This window comes from Geobacillus lituanicus, assembly GCF_050994965.1.
Classification (GTDB): Bacteria; Bacillota; Bacilli; order Bacillales; family Anoxybacillaceae; genus Geobacillus; species Geobacillus stearothermophilus.
On sequence record NZ_CP194773.1, the window covers coordinates 2,936,526 to 2,960,051 of the forward strand.

23 protein-coding genes and 1 pseudogene are annotated in these 23,526 nt (G+C 58.0%); 5 read left to right on the forward strand and 19 right to left on the reverse strand.

The features are described from left to right. Positions 1-2 precede the first annotated feature (2 nt). The 8 genes from ACR1UW_RS15000 to ACR1UW_RS15035 form a co-directional block, all read right to left on the reverse strand. A complete protein-coding gene (locus ACR1UW_RS15000; RefSeq protein ID WP_095859800.1) occupies positions 3-398 on the reverse strand; it encodes a hypothetical protein in 396 nt (131 codons plus the stop codon). Then, positions 385-834, reverse strand: coding sequence for a DUF948 domain-containing protein (locus tag ACR1UW_RS15005; protein ID WP_094239100.1), 450 nt, complete (start codon positions 832-834; stop codon positions 385-387). The genes ACR1UW_RS15000 and ACR1UW_RS15005 overlap by 14 nt, the downstream gene beginning before the upstream one ends. 147 nt (positions 835-981) lie before the next feature. Next, on the reverse strand, positions 982-2,286 hold the full coding sequence (murC, locus tag ACR1UW_RS15010) for a UDP-N-acetylmuramate--L-alanine ligase (protein ID WP_237420715.1): 1,305 nt from the start codon (positions 2,284-2,286) through the stop codon (positions 982-984). A 127-nt stretch (positions 2,287-2,413) separates the two neighbouring features. Beyond that, positions 2,414-4,687 carry a DNA translocase FtsK gene (locus ACR1UW_RS15015; RefSeq protein WP_237421066.1) on the reverse strand — a complete coding sequence of 758 codons (2,274 nt, stop codon included), beginning with the start codon at positions 4,685-4,687 and terminating at the stop codon, positions 2,414-2,416. Positions 4,688-4,743: 56 nt separating this feature from the next. Then, positions 4,744-5,349, reverse strand: coding sequence for a YtpR family tRNA-binding protein (gene ytpR / locus ACR1UW_RS15020; protein WP_033009788.1), 606 nt, complete (start codon positions 5,347-5,349; stop codon positions 4,744-4,746). Between the two features lie 21 nt (positions 5,350-5,370). After that, positions 5,371-6,168, reverse strand: a complete 798-nt coding sequence (locus ACR1UW_RS15025; RefSeq protein WP_498933927.1) for a DUF1444 domain-containing protein — start codon at positions 6,166-6,168, stop codon at positions 5,371-5,373. Positions 6,169-6,214: 46 nt separating this feature from the next. After that, positions 6,215-6,745: a DUF84 family protein gene (locus ACR1UW_RS15030; RefSeq protein ID WP_033009790.1), complete on the reverse strand. Its 531-nt coding sequence runs from the start codon at positions 6,743-6,745 to the stop codon at positions 6,215-6,217. Between the two features lie 84 nt (positions 6,746-6,829). Next, a complete protein-coding gene (locus ACR1UW_RS15035; RefSeq protein ID WP_044744770.1) occupies positions 6,830-7,906 on the reverse strand; it encodes a M42 family metallopeptidase in 1,077 nt (358 codons plus the stop codon). A gap of 105 nt (positions 7,907-8,011) precedes the next feature. On the opposite strand from ACR1UW_RS15035, the gene ACR1UW_RS15040 reads away from it, so the two are divergent. After that, entirely contained in the window at positions 8,012-8,308 is a 297-nt protein-coding gene (locus ACR1UW_RS15040) for a PepSY domain-containing protein (protein ID WP_498933930.1), read from the forward strand. Here the strand turns inward: ACR1UW_RS15040 and ACR1UW_RS15045 are convergent. Next, positions 8,303-9,154, reverse strand: coding sequence for a YtnP family quorum-quenching lactonase (locus ACR1UW_RS15045; protein ID WP_033009862.1), 852 nt, complete (start codon positions 9,152-9,154; stop codon positions 8,303-8,305). The genes ACR1UW_RS15040 and ACR1UW_RS15045 overlap by 6 nt on opposite strands. Before the next feature lie 481 nt (positions 9,155-9,635). Further along, complete coding sequence (gene trmB, locus ACR1UW_RS15050; protein ID WP_033009793.1) at positions 9,636-10,283, reverse strand: tRNA (guanosine(46)-N7)-methyltransferase TrmB; 648 nt, start codon at positions 10,281-10,283, stop codon at positions 9,636-9,638. Positions 10,284-10,422: 139 nt separating this feature from the next. On the opposite strand from trmB, the gene ACR1UW_RS15055 reads away from it, so the two are divergent. Next, on the forward strand, positions 10,423-10,692 hold the full coding sequence (locus ACR1UW_RS15055) for a YtzH-like family protein (protein ID WP_237420717.1): 270 nt from the start codon (positions 10,423-10,425) through the stop codon (positions 10,690-10,692). 51 nt (positions 10,693-10,743) lie between these two features. On the opposite strand, the gene ACR1UW_RS15060 is transcribed toward ACR1UW_RS15055, so the two are convergent. From ACR1UW_RS15060 to pepV, 6 genes are all read right to left on the reverse strand, one after another. Beyond that, the gene (locus ACR1UW_RS15060; RefSeq protein WP_033009796.1) at positions 10,744-11,529 is read right to left on the reverse strand and encodes a phosphotransferase family protein; all 786 of its coding nucleotides are present in this window, start codon (positions 11,527-11,529) and stop codon (positions 10,744-10,746) included. Positions 11,530-11,727: 198 nt separating this feature from the next. Then, the gene (gene pulA / locus ACR1UW_RS15065; RefSeq protein ID WP_498933933.1) at positions 11,728-13,908 is read right to left on the reverse strand and encodes a type I pullulanase; all 2,181 of its coding nucleotides are present in this window, start codon (positions 13,906-13,908) and stop codon (positions 11,728-11,730) included. A gap of 105 nt (positions 13,909-14,013) precedes the next feature. Continuing rightward, positions 14,014-14,949 (reverse strand): NERD domain-containing protein, encoded by a 936-nt coding sequence (locus tag ACR1UW_RS15070; RefSeq protein WP_498933935.1) that lies wholly within the window; start codon positions 14,947-14,949, stop codon positions 14,014-14,016. A 4-nt stretch (positions 14,950-14,953) separates the two neighbouring features. Continuing rightward, entirely contained in the window at positions 14,954-15,532 is a 579-nt protein-coding gene (gene thpR, locus ACR1UW_RS15075) for an RNA 2',3'-cyclic phosphodiesterase (protein WP_049626118.1), read from the reverse strand. Continuing rightward, the gene (gene malA, locus ACR1UW_RS15080; protein ID WP_237420721.1) at positions 15,529-16,713 is read right to left on the reverse strand and encodes a maltose permease; all 1,185 of its coding nucleotides are present in this window, start codon (positions 16,711-16,713) and stop codon (positions 15,529-15,531) included. Before malA ends, thpR begins: the two co-directional genes overlap by 4 nt. A 68-nt stretch (positions 16,714-16,781) precedes the next feature. After that, positions 16,782-18,197, reverse strand: coding sequence for a dipeptidase PepV (gene pepV, locus ACR1UW_RS15085; RefSeq protein ID WP_498933938.1), 1,416 nt, complete (start codon positions 18,195-18,197; stop codon positions 16,782-16,784). A 250-nt stretch (positions 18,198-18,447) separates the two neighbouring features. Here pepV and ACR1UW_RS15090 point away from each other — a divergent pair, with 250 nt between their 5' ends. After that, a complete protein-coding gene (locus ACR1UW_RS15090) occupies positions 18,448-18,669 on the forward strand; it encodes a DeoR family transcriptional regulator (RefSeq protein WP_008880936.1) in 222 nt (73 codons plus the stop codon). Positions 18,670-18,772: 103 nt separating this feature from the next. On the opposite strand, the pseudogene ACR1UW_RS15095 reads toward ACR1UW_RS15090, so the two are convergent. Continuing rightward, positions 18,773-19,510, reverse strand: a pseudogene (locus ACR1UW_RS15095) (pseudouridine synthase); the annotation flags it as partial. Between the two features lie 104 nt (positions 19,511-19,614). Between ACR1UW_RS15095 and ACR1UW_RS15100 the strand changes: the two are divergent. Then, a complete protein-coding gene (locus ACR1UW_RS15100; RefSeq protein WP_033009805.1) occupies positions 19,615-19,827 on the forward strand; it encodes a hypothetical protein in 213 nt (70 codons plus the stop codon). Positions 19,828-20,028: 201 nt separating this feature from the next. Here the strand turns inward: ACR1UW_RS15100 and ACR1UW_RS15105 are convergent, their stop codons facing one another. Beyond that, complete coding sequence (locus ACR1UW_RS15105; RefSeq protein WP_498933941.1) at positions 20,029-21,654, reverse strand: putative polysaccharide biosynthesis protein; 1,626 nt, start codon at positions 21,652-21,654, stop codon at positions 20,029-20,031. A gap of 112 nt (positions 21,655-21,766) precedes the next feature. Here ACR1UW_RS15105 and ACR1UW_RS15110 point away from each other — a divergent pair, with 112 nt between their 5' ends. Next, complete coding sequence (locus tag ACR1UW_RS15110) at positions 21,767-23,077, forward strand: BaiN/RdsA family NAD(P)/FAD-dependent oxidoreductase (RefSeq protein ID WP_498933943.1); 1,311 nt, start codon at positions 21,767-21,769, stop codon at positions 23,075-23,077. A 192-nt stretch (positions 23,078-23,269) separates the two neighbouring features. Here the strand turns inward: ACR1UW_RS15110 and ACR1UW_RS15115 are convergent, their stop codons facing one another. Continuing rightward, positions 23,270-23,449 (reverse strand): sporulation protein Cse60, encoded by a 180-nt coding sequence (locus tag ACR1UW_RS15115; RefSeq protein ID WP_008880941.1) that lies wholly within the window; start codon positions 23,447-23,449, stop codon positions 23,270-23,272. Positions 23,450-23,526 lie beyond the last annotated feature (77 nt).

Below are 23,526 nucleotides of genomic sequence, written 5' to 3' on the forward strand. Positions count from 1 at the left end.
GCTCACTCCATTCCGCTTCGGTGTCCCATCGTTTGCTCGGTGTCATCGAGCGCCGCTTCTGCTTCCTCAAGCAGCTTTTGCAGCGTCTCGCGGTCGGCCGGCCCAGCGGATGGCGGAATCGGGATCGTCGCTTTTTCAGCACCGGTCTTTGCCTCTTCGCCTTCGGACGGAGCCTCAGCTGTTTTCAGCGGGATGAACTCGGCGATTTCCTTCGTTTTCTCTTTCGCTGTTTCCAACCATTCCGCCGCCGTCGTTTTCACCGGCTCCCACGTTTCGCTGCTGCTCCATTCCGCGAGCCATTGCCGTCCTTTCTCACTTGTTAAAAACATGGCCGCCGCCGCGCCGGCGATGCCGCCGACAAGCGCCCCAAGCAAAAATCCGCCGTTATTTTTCGCCATTTTGCATTCCCTCCTGTTCACGCAATCGTTCCCTTTCCCTCCATTTTTCCCTTAGATCGAGCAAAACATTTGCCCATCGCAACGTTTTGCGCCATTTTTTCCGCCCGCCGCCCGCTCGAGCCGACAGCGCCGCGGCTGTCTGCTGAAGGGCGCGGTTGAACGAGCGGACGGCGCCGCCGACTTCACTGACGGCTTCGACGGCGCTGTTCAGCTTTTCCACCTTCTTTTGCACATCGCCGGCGATGTCGTTCGCCGTATGCAAAAGCTCGGTGACTTCGCGGGCCACCGCTTGCACTTGCTCCTCCGTATGGCCCACCGCCGCCGTCAGCCGGCGCAGCGTTTCCTGCAGGACGACGAGCGTCCTCGCGATGTACACGACAAGCAACAAAAACGCCGCCGCCGCCACCGCAGCGCTCGCGTACAAAAGCCACTCCACTTCGTTTTCCTCCTTTCCGTCCGGACCGCCTCATCCCGTTTGTACCCGTTTGCCTCCGCCTTTAAACGTTCGCCGCCGTCTCATTCGATTCCTGCCGCCCAACGAAAAACGGGCTGTTTTGGTCACAGCCCGCTTCCCGGCCGGCCGCTACGCGGACAGAACGGCCTGTTCGTACGCCCGTTGAAATTTTTGAATATCGCCGGCGCCCATAAACACCAACACTGCATCCGGATGCTGCTTCAACACTGCGACGTTGTCTTCTTCAAGCAGCTGCGAGCGCGGAATTTGCGCCTGCAAATCGCGGATGGACAGCTTGCCCTCGCGTTCGCGCGCCGAGCCGAAAATATCGCATAAATAGACGTGGTCGGCCTGCTTTAAACTTTCGGCAAACTCGCGCAAAAATGTCTGCGTTCGCGTATACGTGTGCGGCTGGAAAATGGCGACGACCTCGCGTCCCGGATATTTTTGCCTTGCCGCCTCCAATGTGGCGGTAATTTCGCGCGGATGATGCGCATAATCGTCAATCAACACCTGGCGCCCGACCGTTTTTTCGCTGAAGCGGCGCTTCACCCCTTGGAACGTCTGCAGCCGGGCGGCGATCGTGCCGGCGTCAATGCCTTCATAGTGGCAAATGGCGATGACCGCGAGCGCATTCAGCACGTTATGGGTGCCAAAGCGCGGGATGGAAAAAGAGGCAAAAAACGTGTTGCGCACGAACACGTCAAACGCCGTCCCTTCGGTCGTCTTGACAATATTGCGCGCCTGAAAATCGTTTTCGTCGCTAAGCCCGTAAAACAAAATCGGCACTTTCGCCTGGAGATTCGGCAAATATGGATCATCCCCGCAGGCGACAATCGCCTTGTTCACTTGTTCCGCCATTTGTTGGAAGGCGGAAAAGACGTCGTCAATATTGGCAAAATAGTCGGGGTGGTCGAAGTCAATGTTCGTCATGATTGCATAATCGGGAAAATAGGACAAAAAATGCCGGCGGTACTCGCACGCCTCAAACACAAAGTATTTGCTCCCCGGCTCCCCTCTTCCCGTTCCGTCCCCAATTAAATATGACGTAGGGTGCGCCCCTTGCATCACGTGAGCGAGCAAGCCCGTCGTCGTCGTCTTTCCATGTGAGCCGGTCACCGCGATGCTTGTGAATTTCCCCGCCAGCTCGCCCAAAAAGCGGTGGTATCGAATGACAGGGACGCCGAGTTGACGGGCCGCTTCGATTTCCTCATGCGTATCGGAAAAGGCGTTGCCGGCAATGACCGTATAACCTGGGCGGATATTGTCTTTGGAAAAAGGCAAAACCGGGATGCCCCGTTCCTCGAGCACCTTTTGCGTAAAAAACCACTTTTCTACATCCGACCCTTGCACTGTATAGCCGAGATCATGAAGCACTTGTGCAAGCGCGCTCATTCCCGTGCCTTTGATGCCAACAAAATGGTAAACTGTCATCGCTAAGCCCTCCAGCCATCTTCTCTCTGTAGAACAGTATATGATATTCGTCTAGTTTTGCCATTTGCTTCATGCCGCCGCGCCGGCGGTTTCATTTCCCCATTATAGCACGGCCGGCGGCAAAACACTACCGCCCGGAAGCAACGCCGTTGGCAGAGCGCCCGCCGTGCTCCCCGCGCCAGCGCGCCCACTCTTCCTCGCTCATCAGCACATCGCGCGGTTTGCTGCCGCGCGCTTCCGAGATGAGCCCATGATGCTCCATCATCTCGATGAGCCGGGCGGCGCGGTTGTAGCCGATGCGGAAATGACGCTGCAAACTTGACGTTGACGCCCCTCCCTGGGCGATGACAAACCGGCATGCTTCGTCAAACAGCTCGTCGTCTTCCTCGCCGAACGCCGCCGCTTGCCGGAACTCGTCCGGACTGAACATGTACGAAGGGGCTTGCTGCGCTTTCACGTGGGCGGTGACCCGCTCAATTTCTTCATCGGAAATGAAGCAGCCTTGCAACCGCACCGGCTTGGCTGACCCGTTTTCCAAAAAAAGCATATCGCCGCGCCCAAGCAGCCGCTCGGCGCCGTTCACATCCAAAATCGTGCGCGAGTCGACTTGGGAAGAAACAGAAAAGGCGATGCGCGTCGGAATGTTCGCCTTGATCAAGCCGGTGATGACGTCAACCGACGGCCGTTGCGTGGCGATCAACAAGTGAATGCCGCACGCCCGCGCCTTTTGCGCCAAGCGGCAAATCGATTCCTCGACATCGGCCGGGGCGGCCATCATCAAATCAGCCAGTTCGTCGATGACGATGACGATGTACGGCAACGGCGGCTCACTTCCCCCGCTTGCACGCAGACGGTCATTGTATTTTTCAAGATCGCGCACGCCGGCATGGACAAACAGCTCGTACCGCCGCTCCATTTCGCCGACCGCCCACTTGAGCGCCCCGGCGGCCGCTTTTGCTTCGGTGATGACCGGGCTGAGCAAATGCGGCAAGCCGTTGTACGGGGCAAGCTCCACCATTTTTGGATCAATCAGCAGCCACTTCACCTCATGCGGGGCGGCTTTGTACAACATGCTGACAAGCATAGCGTTCATGCAGACGCTTTTGCCTGACCCGGTCGCCCCGGCAATGAGACCATGGGGCATGTTGCGGATATCGGTCACGACCGGCGCGCCGCTGATGTCAAGCCCAAGGGCGACAGTGAGCGGAGAGCGGCGCTCGCGGAAGGCGCGGTCGTCTAAAATCTCCCGCAGCCGCACCGGACGGCTCGATGGGTTCGGCACTTCAATGCCGATCGTCCGCTTTCCGGGAATCGGCGCTTCAATCCGAATGTCTTTCGCTGCCAAACTCAGTTTAATGTCGTCCGTCAAGCTCGTAATTTTGCTTACTTTCACGCCCAAATCGGGCTGCACTTCAAACTGCGTCACCGTCGGCCCTTGCGTTGCCCCAACGACCTTCGCTCCGATATGGAAGCTCGCAAACGTCCGGTCGAGGCGGGCGCATTGTTCGCGAATCCACTGTTCGTCAGCAGACGCCGCCTCCCCGGGCGGCTCAAGCAACGCAGACGGCGGCAGCGAATAGCCGTCCCGGCGCGAGCGTTCCTCGAGCTTGCGCCGGTCTTCCTTTAGCATCATCACATTATACGGGATGCGCGCCCGTCCGAGACGGGGAGAAGACAGCCGCGCTTCTTCTTCCCGTCCGGCGCCTTTCTCCGCCCTATGGCCGCGTTGCCCCTCATCCGGTCGCGGCGCTCCTTCTTCTAGCACCTTGGTGATCTTCTCCGCCGCCGTTTCATTCTCAATCGCCTCTTCAAGCCGCGGACCGGCGCCAAAGACGGACCGCTCCTCTTGCCCGGCGCCCCTTTCCTGCTGATCGTGCTGCCGCTCATCCGATCGCGGCGCCCCTTCTTCCGCGGCCTTGGCCATAGTCTCTGCTGCCGTTTCGCTCCCGGCCGCAACGGCGGCTTGTTCATCCGGTGGGGCGGTCGCTTTGCTGCTCTCTTCCTGTTCGGGCGGCGCCAAAGAGGCGGAGCGGCTTTGCTCCGGCTTAAAGTCGGAAACCGGCGTTCGTTTTGCCCCCCGCTGTTCGCCGCCCTGTCTTTGATACCCAAATACCGGCGACGGCACATCGGACGGGCGGAACGGGCGTTTTTCCGCCGTTTCCCGCGCCAGGCTGTCTGACGGGCGGCCAGAGGCCGGCCGCGTTCTTCCCCCGTCTACCAACCGCTGCGGCTGTTTCTGTTCCTCCCGCGGCTGATCGTCGGGAATGAGCGGAAACCGAAAGCGGCCTTGCGGGTATTGGTACACCACTTTCGCCTCTGCACGCTCCGGTTGAGGAATGGGCGGCTGTTCCTGCTCTTCTTCCTCCGCGAACATGCGAAGCCATCGTTTCCAAAATTTCATCGGCCGTTTCACTCTTTCTATCTCATTCATTGTCGGCAAAAACGCCGTCGGGACGGTCAAAACACAAACGGCTGGCCGACTTCGTACTCGTCGGAGAGCACAAGAATCCCTTTTTCTTGCGGGGCGTTCGGCAGCCCGAGTTCGCGCGCCGAACAAATCATGCCGGATGACCGGACGCCGCGCAGCTCGCTTTCCTGAATGACAAGGCCGCTCGGCATGACGGCGCCGATTTTGGCGACGACGACTTTCTGCCCGGCGGCGACGTTCGGCGCCCCACAGACGATTTGCAGCACTTCACCGCCGACATCGACTTGGCAGACGCTCAGTTTGTCGGCGTTCGGATGCTTCGTTTTTTCTTTCACATATCCGACGACAAACTTCGGCGACAAATCAGCCTCGATCGGTTCGTCAAAACCGTTTTTCGCCAAAATGTCATTGATGACGCCAACGAGTTCTTCATCGACATCGAGCGGGCCACTGCCGGAAAACGGATGGTATGAAGAAGCGGAAAAAATGTTGTAACCGACCGTCTCTCCGCTCCGCTCCGAAAAAATGCGAACGACGTCGCCTCGTTTCACAAACGCCCGCTCTTCGGCAGGAATCGGCTTCAGCGACACAAGCAATACATCGCCGATTCCTTCGCGATTGTAAAATACATTCATCGGTTGATTCCTCCTTGCACCTTACGTTCTCCGTTTTTTTCCTAAAATAAAAATAGGTTCTAACTCTCCGTTTTCGTACAAAAAGGATAAGGCGGTAATCGGCACGCGGCCGCCGGCAAAAAAACTCATCGTCATTTGCGCTAGAACGTCGTAGCCGACCTCGTTGCGCAAATCGGCGATAATGAGCACATCTTGATGCGGGACGGCCAACGCCATCGTCCCTTCGATGCGCGCTTCCATTTCCGCCAAAAATGCCTCGTTCAACAACCGGCTCGCATCATAGCCGTCGTTCGTGTTGACAAAATAAAACACGTTGTCCGCCACGCGGTCTTCTTTCACCGGCGTCGGCAACGACCGGACGTTGAAACGGGCGATTTCCTTCACCCGCTCGGCGCTCCACCGCTCCGCTTTCAGCATTTGTTCATCGATCAAGCGGTACGTTTTGCCTAAATCAAGCGCATAATAAATGCGCGTTTCCGCCGTATGGCCATCGTGCACAAGCGGCACGCCTTCTTTCGTCTCCGTCGGAAACGATGTCGAGCGAATGACCGGGTAAATGTTCCGCTCGTTGCCGGAAAGCGCCGCCGCTTCTTCCATCGTTTTCAGCGTTTGTTCCACGTAATAGACGATTTCGCGCACCGCTTCGTCTTTTTGATCGTGCCACTTGGCGATCACACCGGGAAGCGAAATCGTCACGCCTTTTTTCGTGCGTTCATCCTCGATGCGCATCGCATCCTGCTTGGCGTCAAAGCGAAACGTCCAGTGCGGATGGTCGCCTAGACGCTTCTTAATCGTCTCGTACATTTGCCGGCTGTCCATTCGTTTGCCTCCTTAGCATAATAGCGTCGTCAGCCGCTCCCTTTTATCATACCGTGAACGGTCCGTTTTGGCAAAAAAACTCATAGTGGCCGGCCAGCAGCTCGACGATGTGGGAAAACATCGCCGCACGCTTGATGCGCCCGTTCGTCAGCACGCCAACCGCCCCTTCATTTGCGCGAATGTTCCGCCGCCCCGTATATTCCTCCATCACTTCGCCGAGTTCTCTTCCTGCTTCAAGTCCGGCGCCGATCTCCGGCGGCAGGGCAAGGCGCGCACCCGCCGCGGTGAGAACAAGGCCGCTTCGGTCGGCCAACGCCCCCCAATTGCACAGCCACCATTGCCCGTCGATCCGCATCACGCCGCCTTCCAACCCGATGCCGATCTCCGCTCCTGCCGCGTCCAGCGCCCGTTTGGCGCGGTTCATCGCCCCAAGCCGCGTTTCTTCATCGGACAGCGGCTGGACGGAGACGCCGGAGGGCACGTCCAGCGGTACAAGGCGCCACGATGGCGCGGCGAACACCGCGCGGACGGCGGCAACTTTCGCTTCGTTTTTCGTTCCGACCGCAACAGTTTTCATCATTGGCCCTCCTTCGCATGGAAAAGGAGAAGCTGCCGCTTCTCCCCCTCCCTTTGTTCCGCTCTGCCGTTCGTTTCTCTTTGCCTAGCTGTTTTGGCGGATCGCCTCAACCGTCGCCCGGTCGCACCGTTTCACGAGCTCGACGATGAGTGCTTTCGCCGCCGCATAATCGTCGACATGAATGATCGCCGCATGCGTATGAATGTAGCGGGCGCAAATGCCGATCACCGCCGATGGCACGCCACGGTTGGCGACATGGACTCGCCCGGCGTCTGTCCCCCCGCCCGGGGAAATGAAAAATTGGTACGGCACATCAAGCGACTCGGCCGTATCGAGCACAAATTCGCGCATGCCGCGGTGCGTGATCATCGTCCGGTCGTACAGACGGACGAGCGCTCCTTTCCCAATATGGCCAAACGCCTGCTTGTCGCCGGTCATATCGTTCGCCGGGCTCGCCTCAAGGGCGAAGAAGATGTCCGGATTGATCATCGTGGCCGCCGTCTGCGCCCCGCGCAGCCCGACTTCTTCCTGCACAGTCGCGCCGGCGTACAGGACGTTCGGCAGCGCAGCGCCTTGGAGCTCTTTCAGCAGTTCAATCGCCAACCCGCAGCCAAACCGGTTGTCCCACGCCTTCGCCATCACCGTCTTCCCGTTCGCCAACGGCGTAAACGGGCTGACCGGCACGATCGGCTGGCCGGGGCGAATGCCGATGCGCTCCGCGTCGTCGCGGCTTTCCGCACCGATGTCAATGAGCATGTTTTTCAGGTCCATCGGCTTATTGCGCTGCTCTTCATCAAGCAGGTGCGGCGGAATCGAGCCGATGACGCCGATGACCGGCCCGTTGTCCGTGATAATTTGCACGCGCTGGGCGAGCAGCACTTGGTTCCACCAGCCGCCGAGCGTTTGAAAGCGGATCATGCCGTTGTCGGTGATCGCCGTCACCATAAACCCGACCTCATCCATATGACCGGCGACCATCACCGTCGGGCCGGTTTCGTCGCCGCGCTTGACGCCGAAAACGCTGCCGAGCCGGTCTTGCACCACTTCATCGGCATACTTCGCCAGCTCTTGGCGCATAAACTGGCGCACCGGATGTTCATAGCCCGGCGCCCCCGGCAGCTCGGTCAACGTCTGAAACAATTGGAGCGTTTCTTCATTCATCGCCTATCTTCCTTTCTGTTTTCAGTTCCTTTTCCCGTTCTGCTTACCTATTTCGCCAAAATCGGCTATACTAAACCGTATCAAGGCAAAAGGAGGACCGAACGCATGGCTTGGAAAAAATGGATCGTTGGCGCCGCAGTGGGCGCCGCCGCCATCTGCGCCGTCCGCGCCGCCGCAAAGCCGACGCTTCTCGCGCCGGAACAAGCGCTCGCGATGGCGAAACGCGCGCTCGGCGGACCGCTCCCCATTCGCGGTTCATGGATTCAAGTTACGCCGGAGCAGTATGAGAAAAACGGGTTGACGTACACTGTTTACCGCGGCGGCGTTTGCCGCGATGACGGGGACGCGGAATTTTTCGTCAACGCCTACACCGGCGCGGTCATCGAGGCCAAACCGTTATAGCGGCGGCCGGTTCCGCTTCACCGCTGCGGCAATCGCGCCGTCCGCCTGCCATTTCACCGCCCGGTAATAAGCGTCGTGGTAAAACGTAAACCAGGCGTTTCGCTCCATGCCGTACGGGAGCCATCGCTGTTTGGCAAAAATGGAATCCATCGGGTAGTCGTCGTACGCCATCACCCAAAGCACGTTTTGATGGGCGTGCGTCCCGAGCAAATCGCCAAGATGAATCGCCATCTCCCCGTCTGATTCGATCACCACGATCGCATGGCCGGCGCTGTGGCCGCCGGTATGTATAAGGCGGATTCCCGGAACGACTTCGGTCTCTTTCGCAAACGGAACGACTTGTTCGGCGATCGGTTCCCAGTTTTCTTTCCAATACGTATTGCGCGAGCGAATGTTCGGATTTCGCATCTCATCCCACTCAACATCCGACACGATGACCGCCGCCCGCGGAAACGCCGGCACGAGCCGCCCGTCTTCCCACACTGTCAAGCCGCACGCATGGTCAAAATGAAGATGCGTCATGATGACAATGTCAATGTCGCAGCGCGCAAGCCCAAGCGCGGCAAGCGACTCATCGAGCGACGATTCTTCGGTGACGCCGAAGTTGCGCTTTTGTTTGTCGGTCAGCTTGCCGTTGCCGATGCCGGACTCAATGAGCAGCCGCTTGCCGCCCGCTTCAACCAAAATCGGGTCGGTGCGCAGCTCAATCTGGTTGTTGTCGTTTGGCGGATACTTTTTCGACCAAAGCGGCTTCGGAACGACGCCAAACATCGCCCCGCCGTCCAGGTGAGTGACGCCTCCGTTCAGCCACGTCAAGGTGATTTGCCCGATTTTCAGCTGTTCCATGTCCATCTCCCCCTTCCTTAGTGTACCATTTTCTTCATAATCGAGAAAGAAAAAAACCGCCCCGCCGTTCCGTTCTAAACCGATGGGGAAAACGGCGGTGTTCCGTGGGCGAACCGGTGCGGTTCAACATTTTTCTGTTTGAGCCGACGATCATATCGATGACCAAAAACGGGATGAAAATCGGTGTGGTGCAACATGTTTCCGTTTGAGCGGGGCTGACCCAAAAGGCTGTCTGTCTTCAGGATAGACACAAAATATAGCGCGGAAGAAGCGATCGGTGTATATATAAAAACGAAAGGGGGTGTCCCGATCCTTTTGCGACACCGCCTTTTTTTGTAAGGCCGGAAACGCTCATCCGCTTTGATGTTCGCAGACTGGGCCGGCATCGTGCCCTCTTGGTCGCGGCAGCGCAGCGTCCGCCCCTGTCGGCTTTTCGTAAAACAAAAAAGAGCCCCGCCTGTTGGGGCTCTTCCGTTTGCGGCTACGCCCGCCGCGGGCGCACCGCCTCGCAGCGGTAAATGCGGTTGCCTTTAGCGGAAAACTTCTCCTCGTATTCGGTCATCACATTGCCTTCGACATCGCTCCGATGCAAATCGAGCTGAACCGCCGCGAGCACAAAGCCGTATTGCGACAAGCTGACGAGCGAGTATTCAAAAAACGACTGGTTGTCCGTTTTCAAATGAATGTCGCCGTCTTCCGTTAAAATGCGCTCATAAAGCGCCAAAAAATCCCGATATGTAAGCCGCCGCTTCTCGTGCCGCTTTTTTGGCCACGGATCGGAAAAATTCAAATAAATGCGGGAGACTTCCCCGTCGGCAAAAAATGTGCCGAGGTCTTTCGCATTGGCATTGAGCAGCCGCACGTTCGGCAGCTCGCTCTCAATCAGCTTGTCAAGCGCTGATACGAGCACGCTCGGATACAGCTCGATGCCAATGAAATTGAGATCGGGATGAAGCTTCGCCATTTCGGTGATAAATTTCCCTTTCCCCGTGCCGATTTCAATATGGATCGGCCGCTCGTTGCCGAACAGTTCGCGCCATCGCCCACGCCTCGCTTCCGGGTCGGGAATGACGTAATGCGGATAAGCGGCGATTTTGTCTTTCGCCCACGGTTTGTTGCGCAAACGCATACGGACACCTCTGCCTCGTTGAATTTGTCAGTTTGACGATATCATAGTCGCGCCCAAAGAAGCAAACGCCCGAGCATAAACACTGCTGCGCCCGGGCATATTAACAACGTACAGCTTTGCTTGAAGGATGGTGATCGACATGCCGCTCGACCATAACGACCAATTGACCGTGCTCCGCGATATTTTATCCGAACATGAGCTTGATTGCTGCGGAACCGTCTCCGAATGTGAACAAATTGAGCGGCTTGTAAAGTCGCTGCTTGCCAATAGCGAAGTGAACGCCCATGTCAAGCAAATTCTTCCGAACATTTACGCCTACGGCCAAGGCGGAAAATACAGCGCCGATTTAAGCGCCCACATTTCCGCTCATCAAAGCCAGCTCGCCGACTGGGTGAACGAGCTCTCCTGAACAGGGGGCGGCGCCAAACCGCCGCGCTTTGCGCTGCCGCTTCGGTGCACGTCAAAGCGGGTCGGACAACACACGGTGCAAAAACTGGAGCGACCGCTCCTTTTCTTTTTTCCAGTCCTTTCCCTTCGGCCAAAACAGCGAGTAAAGCGTATGGGCGATCGTATACCACTTCAGGCGGAGGCCAAGCTCCTCCGTCCACGCCAACCCATACTCGCGCAGCCACGCTTCCCATTCGGCGCGTGGAATGTATAGATGAAGCAGTGTGCCGATGTCAATGGCCGGATCCGCAATGACCGCCCCATCCCAATCGATCAAGTACAACGTGCCGTCATCGGCAAGCAGCCAATTGTTATGATTGATGTCACAGTGACAAACGACATATTGATCAGCCGGCAGGAGCGGGACGCGCAGCTCAAGCCAGCCGAGCGCTTCGGAAACGGCCGCCGAACCGAGCGGATGGCGCCTCTGCTGCTCAGCGAGCGCAGCGAACATCGCCTTCGGGTGCAGCGGCGTTTTGCCAAGCCGCTGAAGCATCGTCACGAGTTCTTTCGAGCCGTGAATTTTCTTCAGTAGCGCCGCCACCTGCCCGCTCTTCATTTCATGCGGCTTCAGTTCCCGCCCATTCAGCCATTGCTGAGCCGTAAACACATCGCCGTTTTCCAGCCGTTTCGTCCATACGAGCTTCGGGACGATGCCCTCGGCAGACAGAACGGCAAGAAACGGGGAAGAATTCCGTTTCAAAAACAGCTTCTTCCCCTCATATTCCGCAAAATACGCATCCCCTGTTGCACCGCCAGCCGGAGTGATCGCCCACTCCTTACCTAGTAACTGTTCCAAAGCATGTTCACCTGCGACTTAAAGTACAAATAAAAAGGACGGCCATCCCGCGTCCTGCTTCCGTCCATGTTACTTGTATTATACTGAAATACAACCCCGGCATGCAAACATTTTTCTTGCCAAACAAACTTCCTAAAGCTTCCATCCTTCATCCGCCAAGGCGAAAAAACGGCGGGGCCGCTGTCATGCCGTCCGGCTTCATTTTCCGTTTTCCACATCCGCGGCCGCGCCCGTTTTGACGAGCACCCATGTGCCGATGCCGTCCGCGTCCAAAAAGCGGCGCACTTGCCGAAGAGGGACGGTCCCGCTTTGCTCTCCGTCGCATACAACGTGCCATTCCTCGTCATCCGGAAGGGCGATGACTACCCCAGTTTCCTCGTTATGGTGAATGACGACAATGTCCGTCCACGGTCCGTAAAGGGCGACATCGCGCAGCCAATAGGCGATGACCGATGGCGGGGTTGGTTCGAGAAACGTCAAATGGCGCTGCACATCGACTTCGGTCGCTAGGCGGAACGCGCCGTGCGCCCGGCGGATGGCGATCAATCCTTGGATGTAGCGGACATCGTCTTCATAGCGGCTTTTCCGCTCCCAGTCGAGCCGGTTGACCGCATCGGGCGACCGGTAGCTGTTTTCGTCGCCGCCTTTCGTCCGATAAAACTCTTGGCCGCTGTGCAAAAACGGAATGCCTTGCGCCAACAGAACGATTGCAGTCGCCAATTTTTGCCGTTTACGACGAAGCCATTCCGGTTCATGGCCGTTGGCGGCCTCCATTTTGTCCCAAAATGTATGGTTGTCATGGCATTCGACATAGTTGATCGATTGAAGCGGATGGCAAAACAGACCGCCGAACGCCTGCAGGCTGCCGGCGATCGCCGTTTTGACCTGCTCGCGGCCGGCGGAGTCGCCAAGAGCGAACCCGCGGTCCGGCAAATAGAAGGTGCTGCCTTTGACCGCATCGCGGAACCGGTCATTGAAATAGGCAAGGCGCGGCAGCCGCTTGGCGTTTGCCATCGTCGCTTTTTGCTCCGGAGCGAGCGGCGTCGGCAAGTCCCAGCCTTCCCCATAGACGAGAATGGACGGGTCGATCGCATCGAGGGCGTCGCGCACCGACTTCATCGTTTCGATATCATGCACGCCCATCAAATCAAAACGAAACCCGTTTATGCCGTACTCTTTCGCCCAAAACACCACTGAATCGACAATCCAGCGGCGCGCCATCCGCCGCTCGGAGGCGATATCGTTGCCGACACCGGTGCCGTTGGCCGGCCGGCCGTAGGCGTCATAGCGGAAGTAATAGCCGGGAACAAGCTTCTCAAGCGGCGACTGCTCCCGGTCGTACACATGGTTGTACACCGCGTCCATCACGACGCGCAAGCCGTTCTCCTGCAGCGCGCGGATCGCCTGCTTCAGCTCGACAATGCGCGCGTATGGGTCATGCGGATCGGTGGCATAGCTTCCTTCCGGCGCATATAGATGAAGTGGATTGTATCCCCAGTTGTAGGCCGCTTGTGGATCGCGCTCATCGACCCCGGCGAAATCGGCAAACGGCATGAGCTGGACATGGGTGACGCCCAGCTCCTTCAAATAGGAAAGCCCGGTGACGGTCCCGTTCGGCCCGCGCGTATGTTCCTCCGTCAACCCGAGGTATTTTCCTTTCCAGACGGCGCCGCTGTCGGGATGGCTCGTAAAATCGCGGATGCTCAGCTCGTAAATGACGGCATCGGTCGGCGACGGGCATGGCGGAAGCGGCGGAGCAGGCTTGGCCAGCTTCGTTTTTTCCCAATCTACGATCACGCCATACTCTCCGTTGACCGAGACAGCGGTCGCATACGGGTCAACCGCCTCGCGCCAGACGCGGTTGATGCAGGCGACATACATATAGCGCGCCCGCTCCCAGTCCCCGGAGACGGCCGCCGACCAGACGCCGCGCTCCCCGCGCACAAGCGGCACATAGCGGACATCGCCATGGTCTGGATGGACGAGCTTGACGCTCACGGCAGTGGCCGTCGGCGCCCAAACGCGGAAGATCGTCTGCTCTTTCGCATACTCCACGCCAAGCTTTCCGTCGTAAAAAAACTGGTCATCAAACGCTGCCGTCCGCACCACCGCCCCGATTTGCACATCGGACTCCTCCCCGGAGCGGGCGCGAATCCAATGCGTCTCTCCAAATTGAAACGGCACCGAAAACCAGCACACATATTTGACCGCATCGCCCAAGTCCTCCTTTTGTTGCACCACAAGCGGGATGTCTTCTCCGCTTGGCGCCGTCATCACAAACGGCTCCATGTTGTCGAGGCAGCGCGCTTTCGGCACGATCACTGTTATTTGATCGATCTCGTCCAAATAGGCGGCAAACGTTCGGCTGATGTGAAGCATCGCGGTTCACCCCCTTTTTTTGCCTCCCGTTAGTACTATCATACGCAAAAGAAAAAGGGCGGTGCCAAAAAAACGGCCGGTCGCCCCATCGATGCACACATGATTCTATTGTTGCCACTCATCAACGCCGCTATTCCCGTCATAACGGCGGCTCGAAAAGCTGATGCAATGCCTGAGCAGTGCTTCAGCCGCCTTCAGCTGCCCATGCCGAAGCGGCAGGGCCGAGCCGCGCAGGCGGGAAAACCATGATTCATAGTTTCGCTTATCGATATAGCGGACAAATGGAAAGAGATGGCCACTGTCAATGTAGCCATAGCGGTTGACAACCGCCAGATGGATCGGCCACTCCACACCGTGCCGGCGGAAAATGTCCGAAACGATTCCTTCCGTCCGCCGCAGCGAGATAACCGGGTTGACCCGCTTCACTGTGTCCGCTCCGGCGCGTTCCACCCAAAACCGGCCGGTGGAGGCGATGACGACGTTGTCCGGCTCCCCTTCGACAAACGCGAGGCACCAAGCGTCCGCCGGCGTCAACAAAATCGTCTCAAGCTCGACGGCCGCCTTGCCGGCTGCCGCGACTGGCCGGTAAAAACATAAATAGGTGTCCGGAAACCGCTGCAAAAAATATTTCAACCTTTCATCGCCGTACCATGCTTCATCCACAAAAGAGATGTGCGTCATCGTTGAACTCGCCCATCTCAGCTGGAGCTCAAACAAATCGTCAAGAAACTGCCGCTTCAGCTCATCGAGGGTGGCCGCCCGGCTTAAAGACGGGGCGGGCGGCCGTTCTTCGTCCATCTCCGGCTCCGGGCCGCGGCGCCAGCGGCCGATGAGCCGCTCCCACCATGACGGCTTGTCAAGCAAAAAGTCCCACGTTTCTCCCGTTTCCCACCGCGCGCCATCGGCGTCCCGCTCCGCCTCCCAACGCGCTTTCTCCTGCTCCCATTGCCATTGTTTCAGCCGGATAAACTCCGGCACATAATGATACACATCCGTTTCATAGCGGGAAATATAATCCCGCAGCTTCAAAAGCTGCCCCATGCCTTCACCCGCTCCGGCCGTCCGGCGCGCCAAGCAACGGGAACGCGGCGATCGTCTCGTATTTCGGCGTTTTCTCCATATTCGTCCGGTACAGCACGATTTCCGGCACCGAAAACACCGTCGAAGCGGCTGGAAGCGAACGGAGCGCCTCCGGCTGAAACGGCGCCTCGCCCTGCCATTTGCGGGCGATCGTAATATGCGGGGCAAACGGCCGCCGGTCGAGGGAAAAGCCGAGCGCAAGGCACGCTTCATACACATCGCGTCGCAGCTCGTTCAACGCAGCCTCCTCTTTCACCCCTTGCCAAAAAATGCGCGGCGCCGTCCGCTCCCCGAACGTCCCCAGTCCGGCAAGCGCGAGGGAAAACGGGGCGCTTTTGGCGGCGACGGCGGCCATCGCTTCGCACAGCGGCGCCATTTTCCCCGGCGGCACATCGCCTAAAAACGCGAGGGTGATATGATAATCCTCTTCATGCACCCATGTGCGAAACGGCAGCGATGACGACGCATCCCCCGAAAATCGGGCAATGGCTTGTTTCGCTTCAGACGTCAGCGGAACAGCGATAAAATAATGGCTTCGTTTCACTTCTCTTCACCTGCCGTTCGTTCTCGTTTTGCGAGCAAAAGGAGCACGAGCACACCCACGATCGTGCAGATGCTAAAAAACAAGTAGACAGCGCCGATCTGCCAACGCTCAAGCAAATAGCCGCCCACCAACGTGCAAAACCACGCGCCAAGGCCGTTGCCGACCGCTGAGTATAACGCCACCGCCGTCGACTGCACCCGCTCCGGCGCCAGGCGGCGCGCATATTGCAGCGCCGTCGGGATCGCCAGACCGACCGAACAGCCTTGCACAACCGTCGTCATATACACAAACCAAAGCGGCGGGTCGGCCGCATACGCCAGCCAGCGAGCCGCCGAGATGAGCGCCGCCAATAGAAGAAGCCGCACCATGCCGAAACGGCCGATGAGCCGATCCGCCGCTTTCATAAACGGCGCCTCGCTGCCGGCGGCAAACAAAAAGGCGAGGCCAATGCCGGTCAACGTCCCGCCCAGCTCATGAATGAGCAACCCGAAATACGAATTGTTGGCCAAAATCGGGCCAAACAATAAAAACGTCGCCACAAGCAGCAGCCGAAACGGGCGGGACGCCAGCAGCCCGCGCACGTCCTGCCGCATCAGCGCCCCCGGCGCCGCCATCGGGTAGCGCGGCAGGCGGGTGGCCAAAGCCGCCGCGGTGAGCAGCGCCAACGAAAAGGCGTAAAAAATGACCGCAAAGGCGATATGATCAGACAGCCAGCCGACGGCCAGCACCGCCATCGCAAACCCAAGCGACCCCCACAGCCGGATCGCCCCGTAGTTTCCTCCCTGTTCGTGCACATGGCGAAGGGCGAGGCTGTCGGAAAGCGGAACGATGGCGCTTTGCATCGCTGACAGCAGCACGGTGAGCACAACAAACAGCCGATAGCTGCCGGCGAGCGCATACATGACCCCAAACAGCGCCGCCAGCACGAGCGCTGCCAGCAAAAGGCCGACCGGTTTGCGCGTGTAATCGGCCGCCGTGCCCCAAAGCGGCTGGGCCGCCATCGTCACGATCGGAGGAAGCGACATGATCCAGCCGATCGCCGCCCCCGAAAGGCGCGCCTCTTCCTGCAAATAGACGGACAAAAGCGGAAACAACGCGCCAAAAGCAAAAAAGATGAGAAAATAAAAGAGCGGAAACACCGTTTTTCGCACCGCCGCCTCACGTTTGAACGCCGCTTCCATCCCGTCCCCCCTTTCGTGAAAACAACGCCCGCCCCGCTCTCTTTTTCGCCGGAGCGGCGGACCGCCGTTTATTTCGCCAGCTCGTAGATCGCCTGCGCGTAAATGGCGGTCGCTTTCACCAAATCGTCGATTTCGATATACTCATCTTTCTGGTGGGCGACATCCGGACGGCCCGGAAACAACGCGCCAAACGCCACCCCGGCGGTCAAGGCGCGGGCGTATGTGCCGCCGCCGATGGCCAAAAGCCGGGCCGGCTCGCCCGTCTGCTCTTCGTAGACGCGCTGAAGCGTGCGGACAAGCTCGTGGCTCGGATCGATATAATGAGGCTTCGTATCGCTGAAACGGCTGAGCGCGAATCCATGTTCAGCCGCAGCGCCGGCGAGCGTCCGGCGGATCGCGTCGCCGTCGGCCGTCACCGGATAGCGGATGTTCAGCCCAATCGTTCCGCCATGCCGCCGGTCATACGACAGCACCCCAACGTTGACGGTCAAGTCGCCGCTTTGTTCGTCGCGATACGCAAGGCCAAGCCGCCGGCCGCGGGCATCGCCAAAAAAGGCGGAGGCCACAAACTGAATGAACGGCCGGCTTCGGCCATCGAGCGGAAGCGACGCCAAAAACTGCGCCAAATAGACGCCGGCGTTTTTGCCGCGCTCCGGCTCGGCGCCATGAGCGGACACCCCTTCCAATTGAAAGACGACGGCCCCTTCGCTTTGCCTCATGCTCCCCTTTACGCCGCGCTCTCGGCAAAACTGTTCATAGAGGCCAAGCAGCTCCTCCGTCCGTCCCGCTCCTTCCACCACCGCTTCGGCCGCATCCGGCACCATATTGTAGCGGCGCCCGGCTTGGAATGAGGCAAGCGCGAGCCCTTCCGCCTCCGCCGATTCAGGCGGGCGGTACGACAAATCGGCGTCAATGATTCCTTTTTCGGCATGAATGATCGGAAAATCAGCATCCGGCGCAAACCCGACATCCGGCATTTCTTCCCGCTGAAAATAATGAGCGACGCAACGCCAATCGCTTTCCTCGTCGCCGCCGAGGATAAGCCGCACCCGCTTGCGGAGCGGCAAGCCGAGTTCTTTGACGATTTTCAAGGCGTAAAACGCCGCGACGGTCGGCCCTTTGTCATCGATCGCCCCGCGCCCGTAAAGGCGGCCATCCTTGACCTCAGCAGCAAACGGATCAACGGACCAGCCGTCCCCTGCCGGCACGACGTCCAGATGGCCGAGCACGCCGATGAGCTTCTCCCCTTCTCCCATTTCGATATGACCGGCATAGCCGTCGACGTTTTTAATGCAAAATCCTTCTTCTTGACCGCGAGTTAACATGTAATCGAGCGCCTCCGCCACCTTCGGGCCAAACGGCGCCCCCGGTTTCGCCCCGCCGTCATCGCGGACGCTCGGAATGCGGACAAGCGCTTGCACGTCGCGGACAAGATCGTCTTTTCGTTTCTTCGCTTCGTTCATCCAGTCGATGTTCAACGCCATTCTTCCTTTCCTTATTCAACACCCTTTGTTGCCAACGTATCATATCAAAAACAGGAAGTCAAAATGTTTCATTCGTTGCAAATCGATTTCCGTTTCATGACAAAATGTTGAAATTTTTCGTGAATAGAGGCAACCGGGTAGCATTTTCCCTCTCATTTCGTGTACAATGGTAGTAAACAGACAAAGACATCTCTCATCTGCTAGCGGTCGGTTGTGCCATGCGAATGATGCTAAGATAGGGAGTGGTCTTTTGAAACCTTCAACACATCGGATGCTTACCCGCATCAAGTCCGTGTATATGTACATTAGCGAAAAAGGAACGGTTACGACCCAAGAGCTTGTTGATGAGTTCGGCACCACCCCACGAACGATCCAGCGCGACTTAAACGTGCTTATGTACAACGATCTCGTTCGCAGCCCAAGCAAGGGCAAATGGACGACCACAAACAAAAAAGTGCGCATCTCTTCGTAAATCCGGTGCCAATAGGGTAGGCAAGATGGGAGATGAACGCGAACCATTTTTCCACAGATGAATATCCATTATTTTTCCATAAAAAAGGAACCGCGTCAGGTTCCTTTTTTTCGTCCGTCTCTGGCCGGTATTGCTTCAACATGTCCACCTCTTCGTCCGTCAATTCCCGATACTCACCGACCGCCAAATCCGGGTCAAGGGCGAGCGGCCCCATTTGAATTCGTTTTAAATAGACGACCCGCTTGCCGACCGCTTGAAACATCCGCTTCACTTGATGGAACTTCCCTTCGGTGATCGTCACCTCGACATCGGAACGAAGGCCGGATTTCAACACAACGAGCTTGGCCGGCTTTGTTTCATAGCCGTCATCAAGGACGACGCCGCGCTGAAACGCCGCGACATCCGCTTCCGTCACTTCCCCGTCCACGACGGCAAAATACGTTTTCGGCACGTGTTTTTTCGGCGACAACAGCTGATGGGCGAGCTGGCCGTCATTCGTCAAGAGCAGCAGCCCTTCCGTATCTTTGTCAAGCCGCCCGACCGGAAACGGGGAAAATGCCCGGTCTTCTTCTTCAAGCAAATCGACGACCGTCTCTTCCACGGCATCTTCCGTCGCGGAAACGACCCCCGAAGGCTTATTCATCATCAAGTAAATGAATGGCTTGTACTCGACCGTTTCTCCCCAAACGGTCACGATTTGCTCATCCGGCCGCACTTTCGTTTTCGCATCACGAACCGGCGCGCCGTCCACTTTCACCGCTCCGGACTTGAGCAGCTTTTTCACTTCCTTCCTCGTCCCATACCCCATATGGGCGAGCAGCTTGTCAATGCGCAGCTCCACAAATCTCCCTCCTAAAAATATGGCCTTCATTAGGCGTTCATCTAGTCCGCTTCCGCCTTCCCCCCATACACTGTGAAGGAAACATCAAGAAGGGGGATTTGCCGATGAATGAATATTACTATTATGTCCCAACGTTGGATGATTACCGTCAACAGCCGCCAGCCATCCAATTTTGGCCCGGATACCCAGGCGGGCCATTCGCCAACTGGGCGCGGCGCATCGAACGGCTTGAGCGGGCCGTCGAACGGCTCGACCGCCGTCTCGACCGGGTGGAAAGCCGCCTCGATCGCATCGAACGCCGGCTCGGCCTGTCGTAAGCGAAATGGAGAAAGAAGGCGGGGACGACCGCCTTCTTCTTTTTTTGCTGCAAGCCGAACGGCATGGGGGAGGGCGAAAAACAGCCGTCGTCGAACCCTTTCGCTCGGGCGCTGCGATGTTCGCAAGAAGCGCCGTCCGCCGGGCTCCCGGCCTAAACGAGCCGCTTCTAGGAAACGGCCGATCCCCCCATACACCCTCGTCTACGATACCGCCTTTTTCTCTTTCCGGCGCCAAAACGCAAACCGGTCGCCAAACAGCGCCGAAAACAACCCGGAGCGGATGCTGAGAAACAAGTAGACGGCCGCCCCGACCGCTGCGCCGATGGAAACAGCGCCCACCGATTCAGCGGTGCCGGCGCGGTAATCGATCCATCGGGACGCCAGCGCCTCGACCCCCATAACCGCCGCTGACATCGCCGCCGTCAGGATGGCCATAAACGCCGTCCGGCGGGCGACAAACCGATAGCGGTAGCGCGTGCGGCGCTGAATGACCCATAAGTTGAACGCCACCGAGACGAAATAGCCCGCCATCGTGGCCACAATGGCCCCGACGGCCGACCATTTCATAATGAGCGGCGTGTTGAGCAAAAGCTTCACAAGCAAGCCGGCTGTCAAACTGACGACCGTAAACCGCTGCTCGTTGATGCCTTGCATGATCGCCGCCGTCACAGAAAACAAAGCGTACAAAATCGCCGCCGGCGCATACCAGCGCAACACTTGTTCACCAAGCGGATCATAGCTGTAAAACGAGCTGTACACCGGCCCTGCCAGCACCGCCATGCCAATCACCGCCGGGAGCGTTAAAAACATGAGCACTTGAAACGTCTGGTTCAAATATTGCCGCAGCGCTTTCCGGTCTTGCGCGACATACGCTTTCGTAATCGTCGGGATGAGCGCCAAGCTGAACGAGGTCGCGAGCGCCACGGGGATGACGACGAGCTTTTGCGCCCACATGTTGAACACGGAATACGCGTGCTCCGAGATGTTCCCGCGGCCCGCCGCCGCCATCGCGTGATTGAACGTAAACTGATCGACGAGCTGGTACAGCGACATCGACAAGCCGACAAAAACAAACGGAATCGAAGAAAGAAGCAGCTCTTTATACATCGCCAAAAGCGACACGTCCGCTTCGCCGCGGTCACGCGCAAGCAGCGACTGCAAATACGGACGCCGCTTCCACCAATAGACAAGCAACACCAAAAGCCCCGCCGCCGCCCCGACAAACGCGGCAAACGTCGCCGCGCTCACAGCGGAGACGATCGAGCCGTCCATCAGGCGCAAAATGACGTAACACGCCCCAAGCAAAAACGCGATGCGCGCGATTTGTTCGACGACTTGCGACAGCGCCGTCGGGCCCATCGACTCATGTCCTTGGAAAAATCCGCGGATCAAGCTCATCACCGGCACGATGAGGAGCGCAAAGCTGACCGCGCGGATGACGGCCGTGACGTCGTCGACCGAGTTGACGTTCGTTTTCGCATCGATGACGTGCGGCGCCAAGATGGGCGCCAGGGCGTACAAAATGAGCCATGAGGCGATGCCGCTTGCGATCATCAAGACAAGGCCGGAGCGAAAGAGCCGATAGCCGACGCCGTATTCCCCAAGCGCGTTGTATTTCGACACAAACTTTGACACCGCCACCGGCAGCCCGCCGGTCGCCAAGCTCAAAAAAATTTGGTACGGCACATAGCCGTATCCGTACAGCGCCCCGCCGCGCTCGCCGACAAGATGGTAAAACGGGATGACGTAAAATAAACCAAGAAGGCGAGAAATCATCACGCCAGCCGTTAAAATAAACGTGCCGCGCAGCAGTTTCGATGTTGACATATGACCCCTTCCCTAGCCATGGACGTTGAAAATGACAACGTATCTATTTTACCATAGTTGTCAATGGAACGAAAAATATCGGCCACGCGCAGAAAGAAAGGGTGGAATGAACATGGGATACGACGTCATCATCATCGGCGGCGGTCCGTCCGGGCTCATGGCGGCCATCGGCGCCGGCGAAGAAGGGGCGAAGGTGCTCTTGTTGGAAAAAGGAACGAAGCTCGGGCGCAAGCTCGCCATCTCCGGCGGCGGACGCTGCAACGTGACGAATCGGCTGCCGGTGGATGAAATGGTCCGCCATATTCCCGGCAACGGCCGCTTTTTATACAGCGCCTTTTCCGTATTTAACAATGAAGACATCATCCGCTTTTTTGAGCGGCTCGGCGTGCCGCTCAAGGAGGAAGACCACGGCCGCATGTTTCCCAAAAGCGACAGCGCCCAGTCGGTCGTCGACGCGCTTGTTCGCGAATTGTCGCGCCTTGGCGTCGATGTTCGACTTGAATCGCCAGTGGCGGACGTGTTGTATGAACAAGGAAAAACAGTCGGTGTCACGCTGAAAAGCGGGGAGACGATCCACGCCCGTGCGGTTGTCGTCGCCGTCGGCGGCAAATCGGTGCCGCAAACCGGCTCAACAGGCGACGGCTATCCGTGGGCGGAAAAAGCGGGCCACACGGTGACCGAATTGTTTCCAACCGAAGTTCCGATCGTCTCGCATGAGCCGTTCATCCGAGAGCGGACGCTGCAAGGCTTGTCGCTGCGCGACGTCGCGTTAAGCGTCTTAAAGCCGAATGGCAAACCGATCATCACCCACCGGATGGATATGCTGTTTACGCACTTCGGCATTTCCGGCCCAGCTGCTCTCCGCTGCAGCCAGTTTGTCGTTAAGGCGTTGAAAAAAGCGGCGGACGGCGCGGTCAAAATGAGCATCGACGCGCTTCCGGACGTGACGCAGGAAGAGCTGTTTCAACAGTTCGCCAAGCTGTGCAAAGAGGAGCCGAAAAAGGCGATGAAAACGATCGCCAAAACGGTGCTTCCCGAGCGGTACGCCGTCTTTTTGCTCGAGCGGGCCGGCATCGACCCGCACGCCTCTGCCGGCACGGTCGGCCATGAGGCGCTGCGGGTGTTTGTCCGACAGTGCAAACAATTTACCTTTTACGTCCACGGCACGCTGCCGCTTGAGAAAGCATTCGTCACCGGCGGCGGCGTGTCGGTCAAAGAAATTGAGCCGAAAACAATGGCCTCCAAATGCATGGCCGGCCTTTACTTTTGTGGGGAAATTTTGGACATTCACGGCTACACGGGCGGCTACAACATCACCGCCGCCCTTGTCACCGGGCGGCTCGCCGGCGTGAACGCCGCCCGCTATGCATTGGCGGAAAAAAACGGGGCGAGCGGCTCCGCGGGGCAGACAGCAACGAATTGACCGCCGTCCTCATGCCCCTCGGGTGCTCCGGGGCATTCGCTGACATTCCGACAACGCCCGTCTTCAAGGCGGGCGATCGCAAAATTTCGCCGCCTGAAATGGAAATGCCGAAACGAAAAAAGCGTTGCCCGCTTTGGGGGGATCAGCACGAAAACGGCCAAAGAATCCCGCAGTCTGGAGCCGTGTGAAGTGTCAAGTCCGGTAAATGACCATGGCGGAAAAACAGTAGATTTGCTCGCCTTCCGATTCCATCGCCGCCACGCTGTACTTGACATCGATCAACTGTCCGTCTTTCAATCGGGCTAAAAAATCATTGACCGCCGCTTCCAAATCTTTTTCATGCTCTTTATCAAACACTTTCACTTTGTACATCGCCATTCCCCCGTTTTCTTTTTCCTTTTCCACGCATTTAGGGAAAATCCTGCCCACAAAAGGCGTCACGCGCCCCC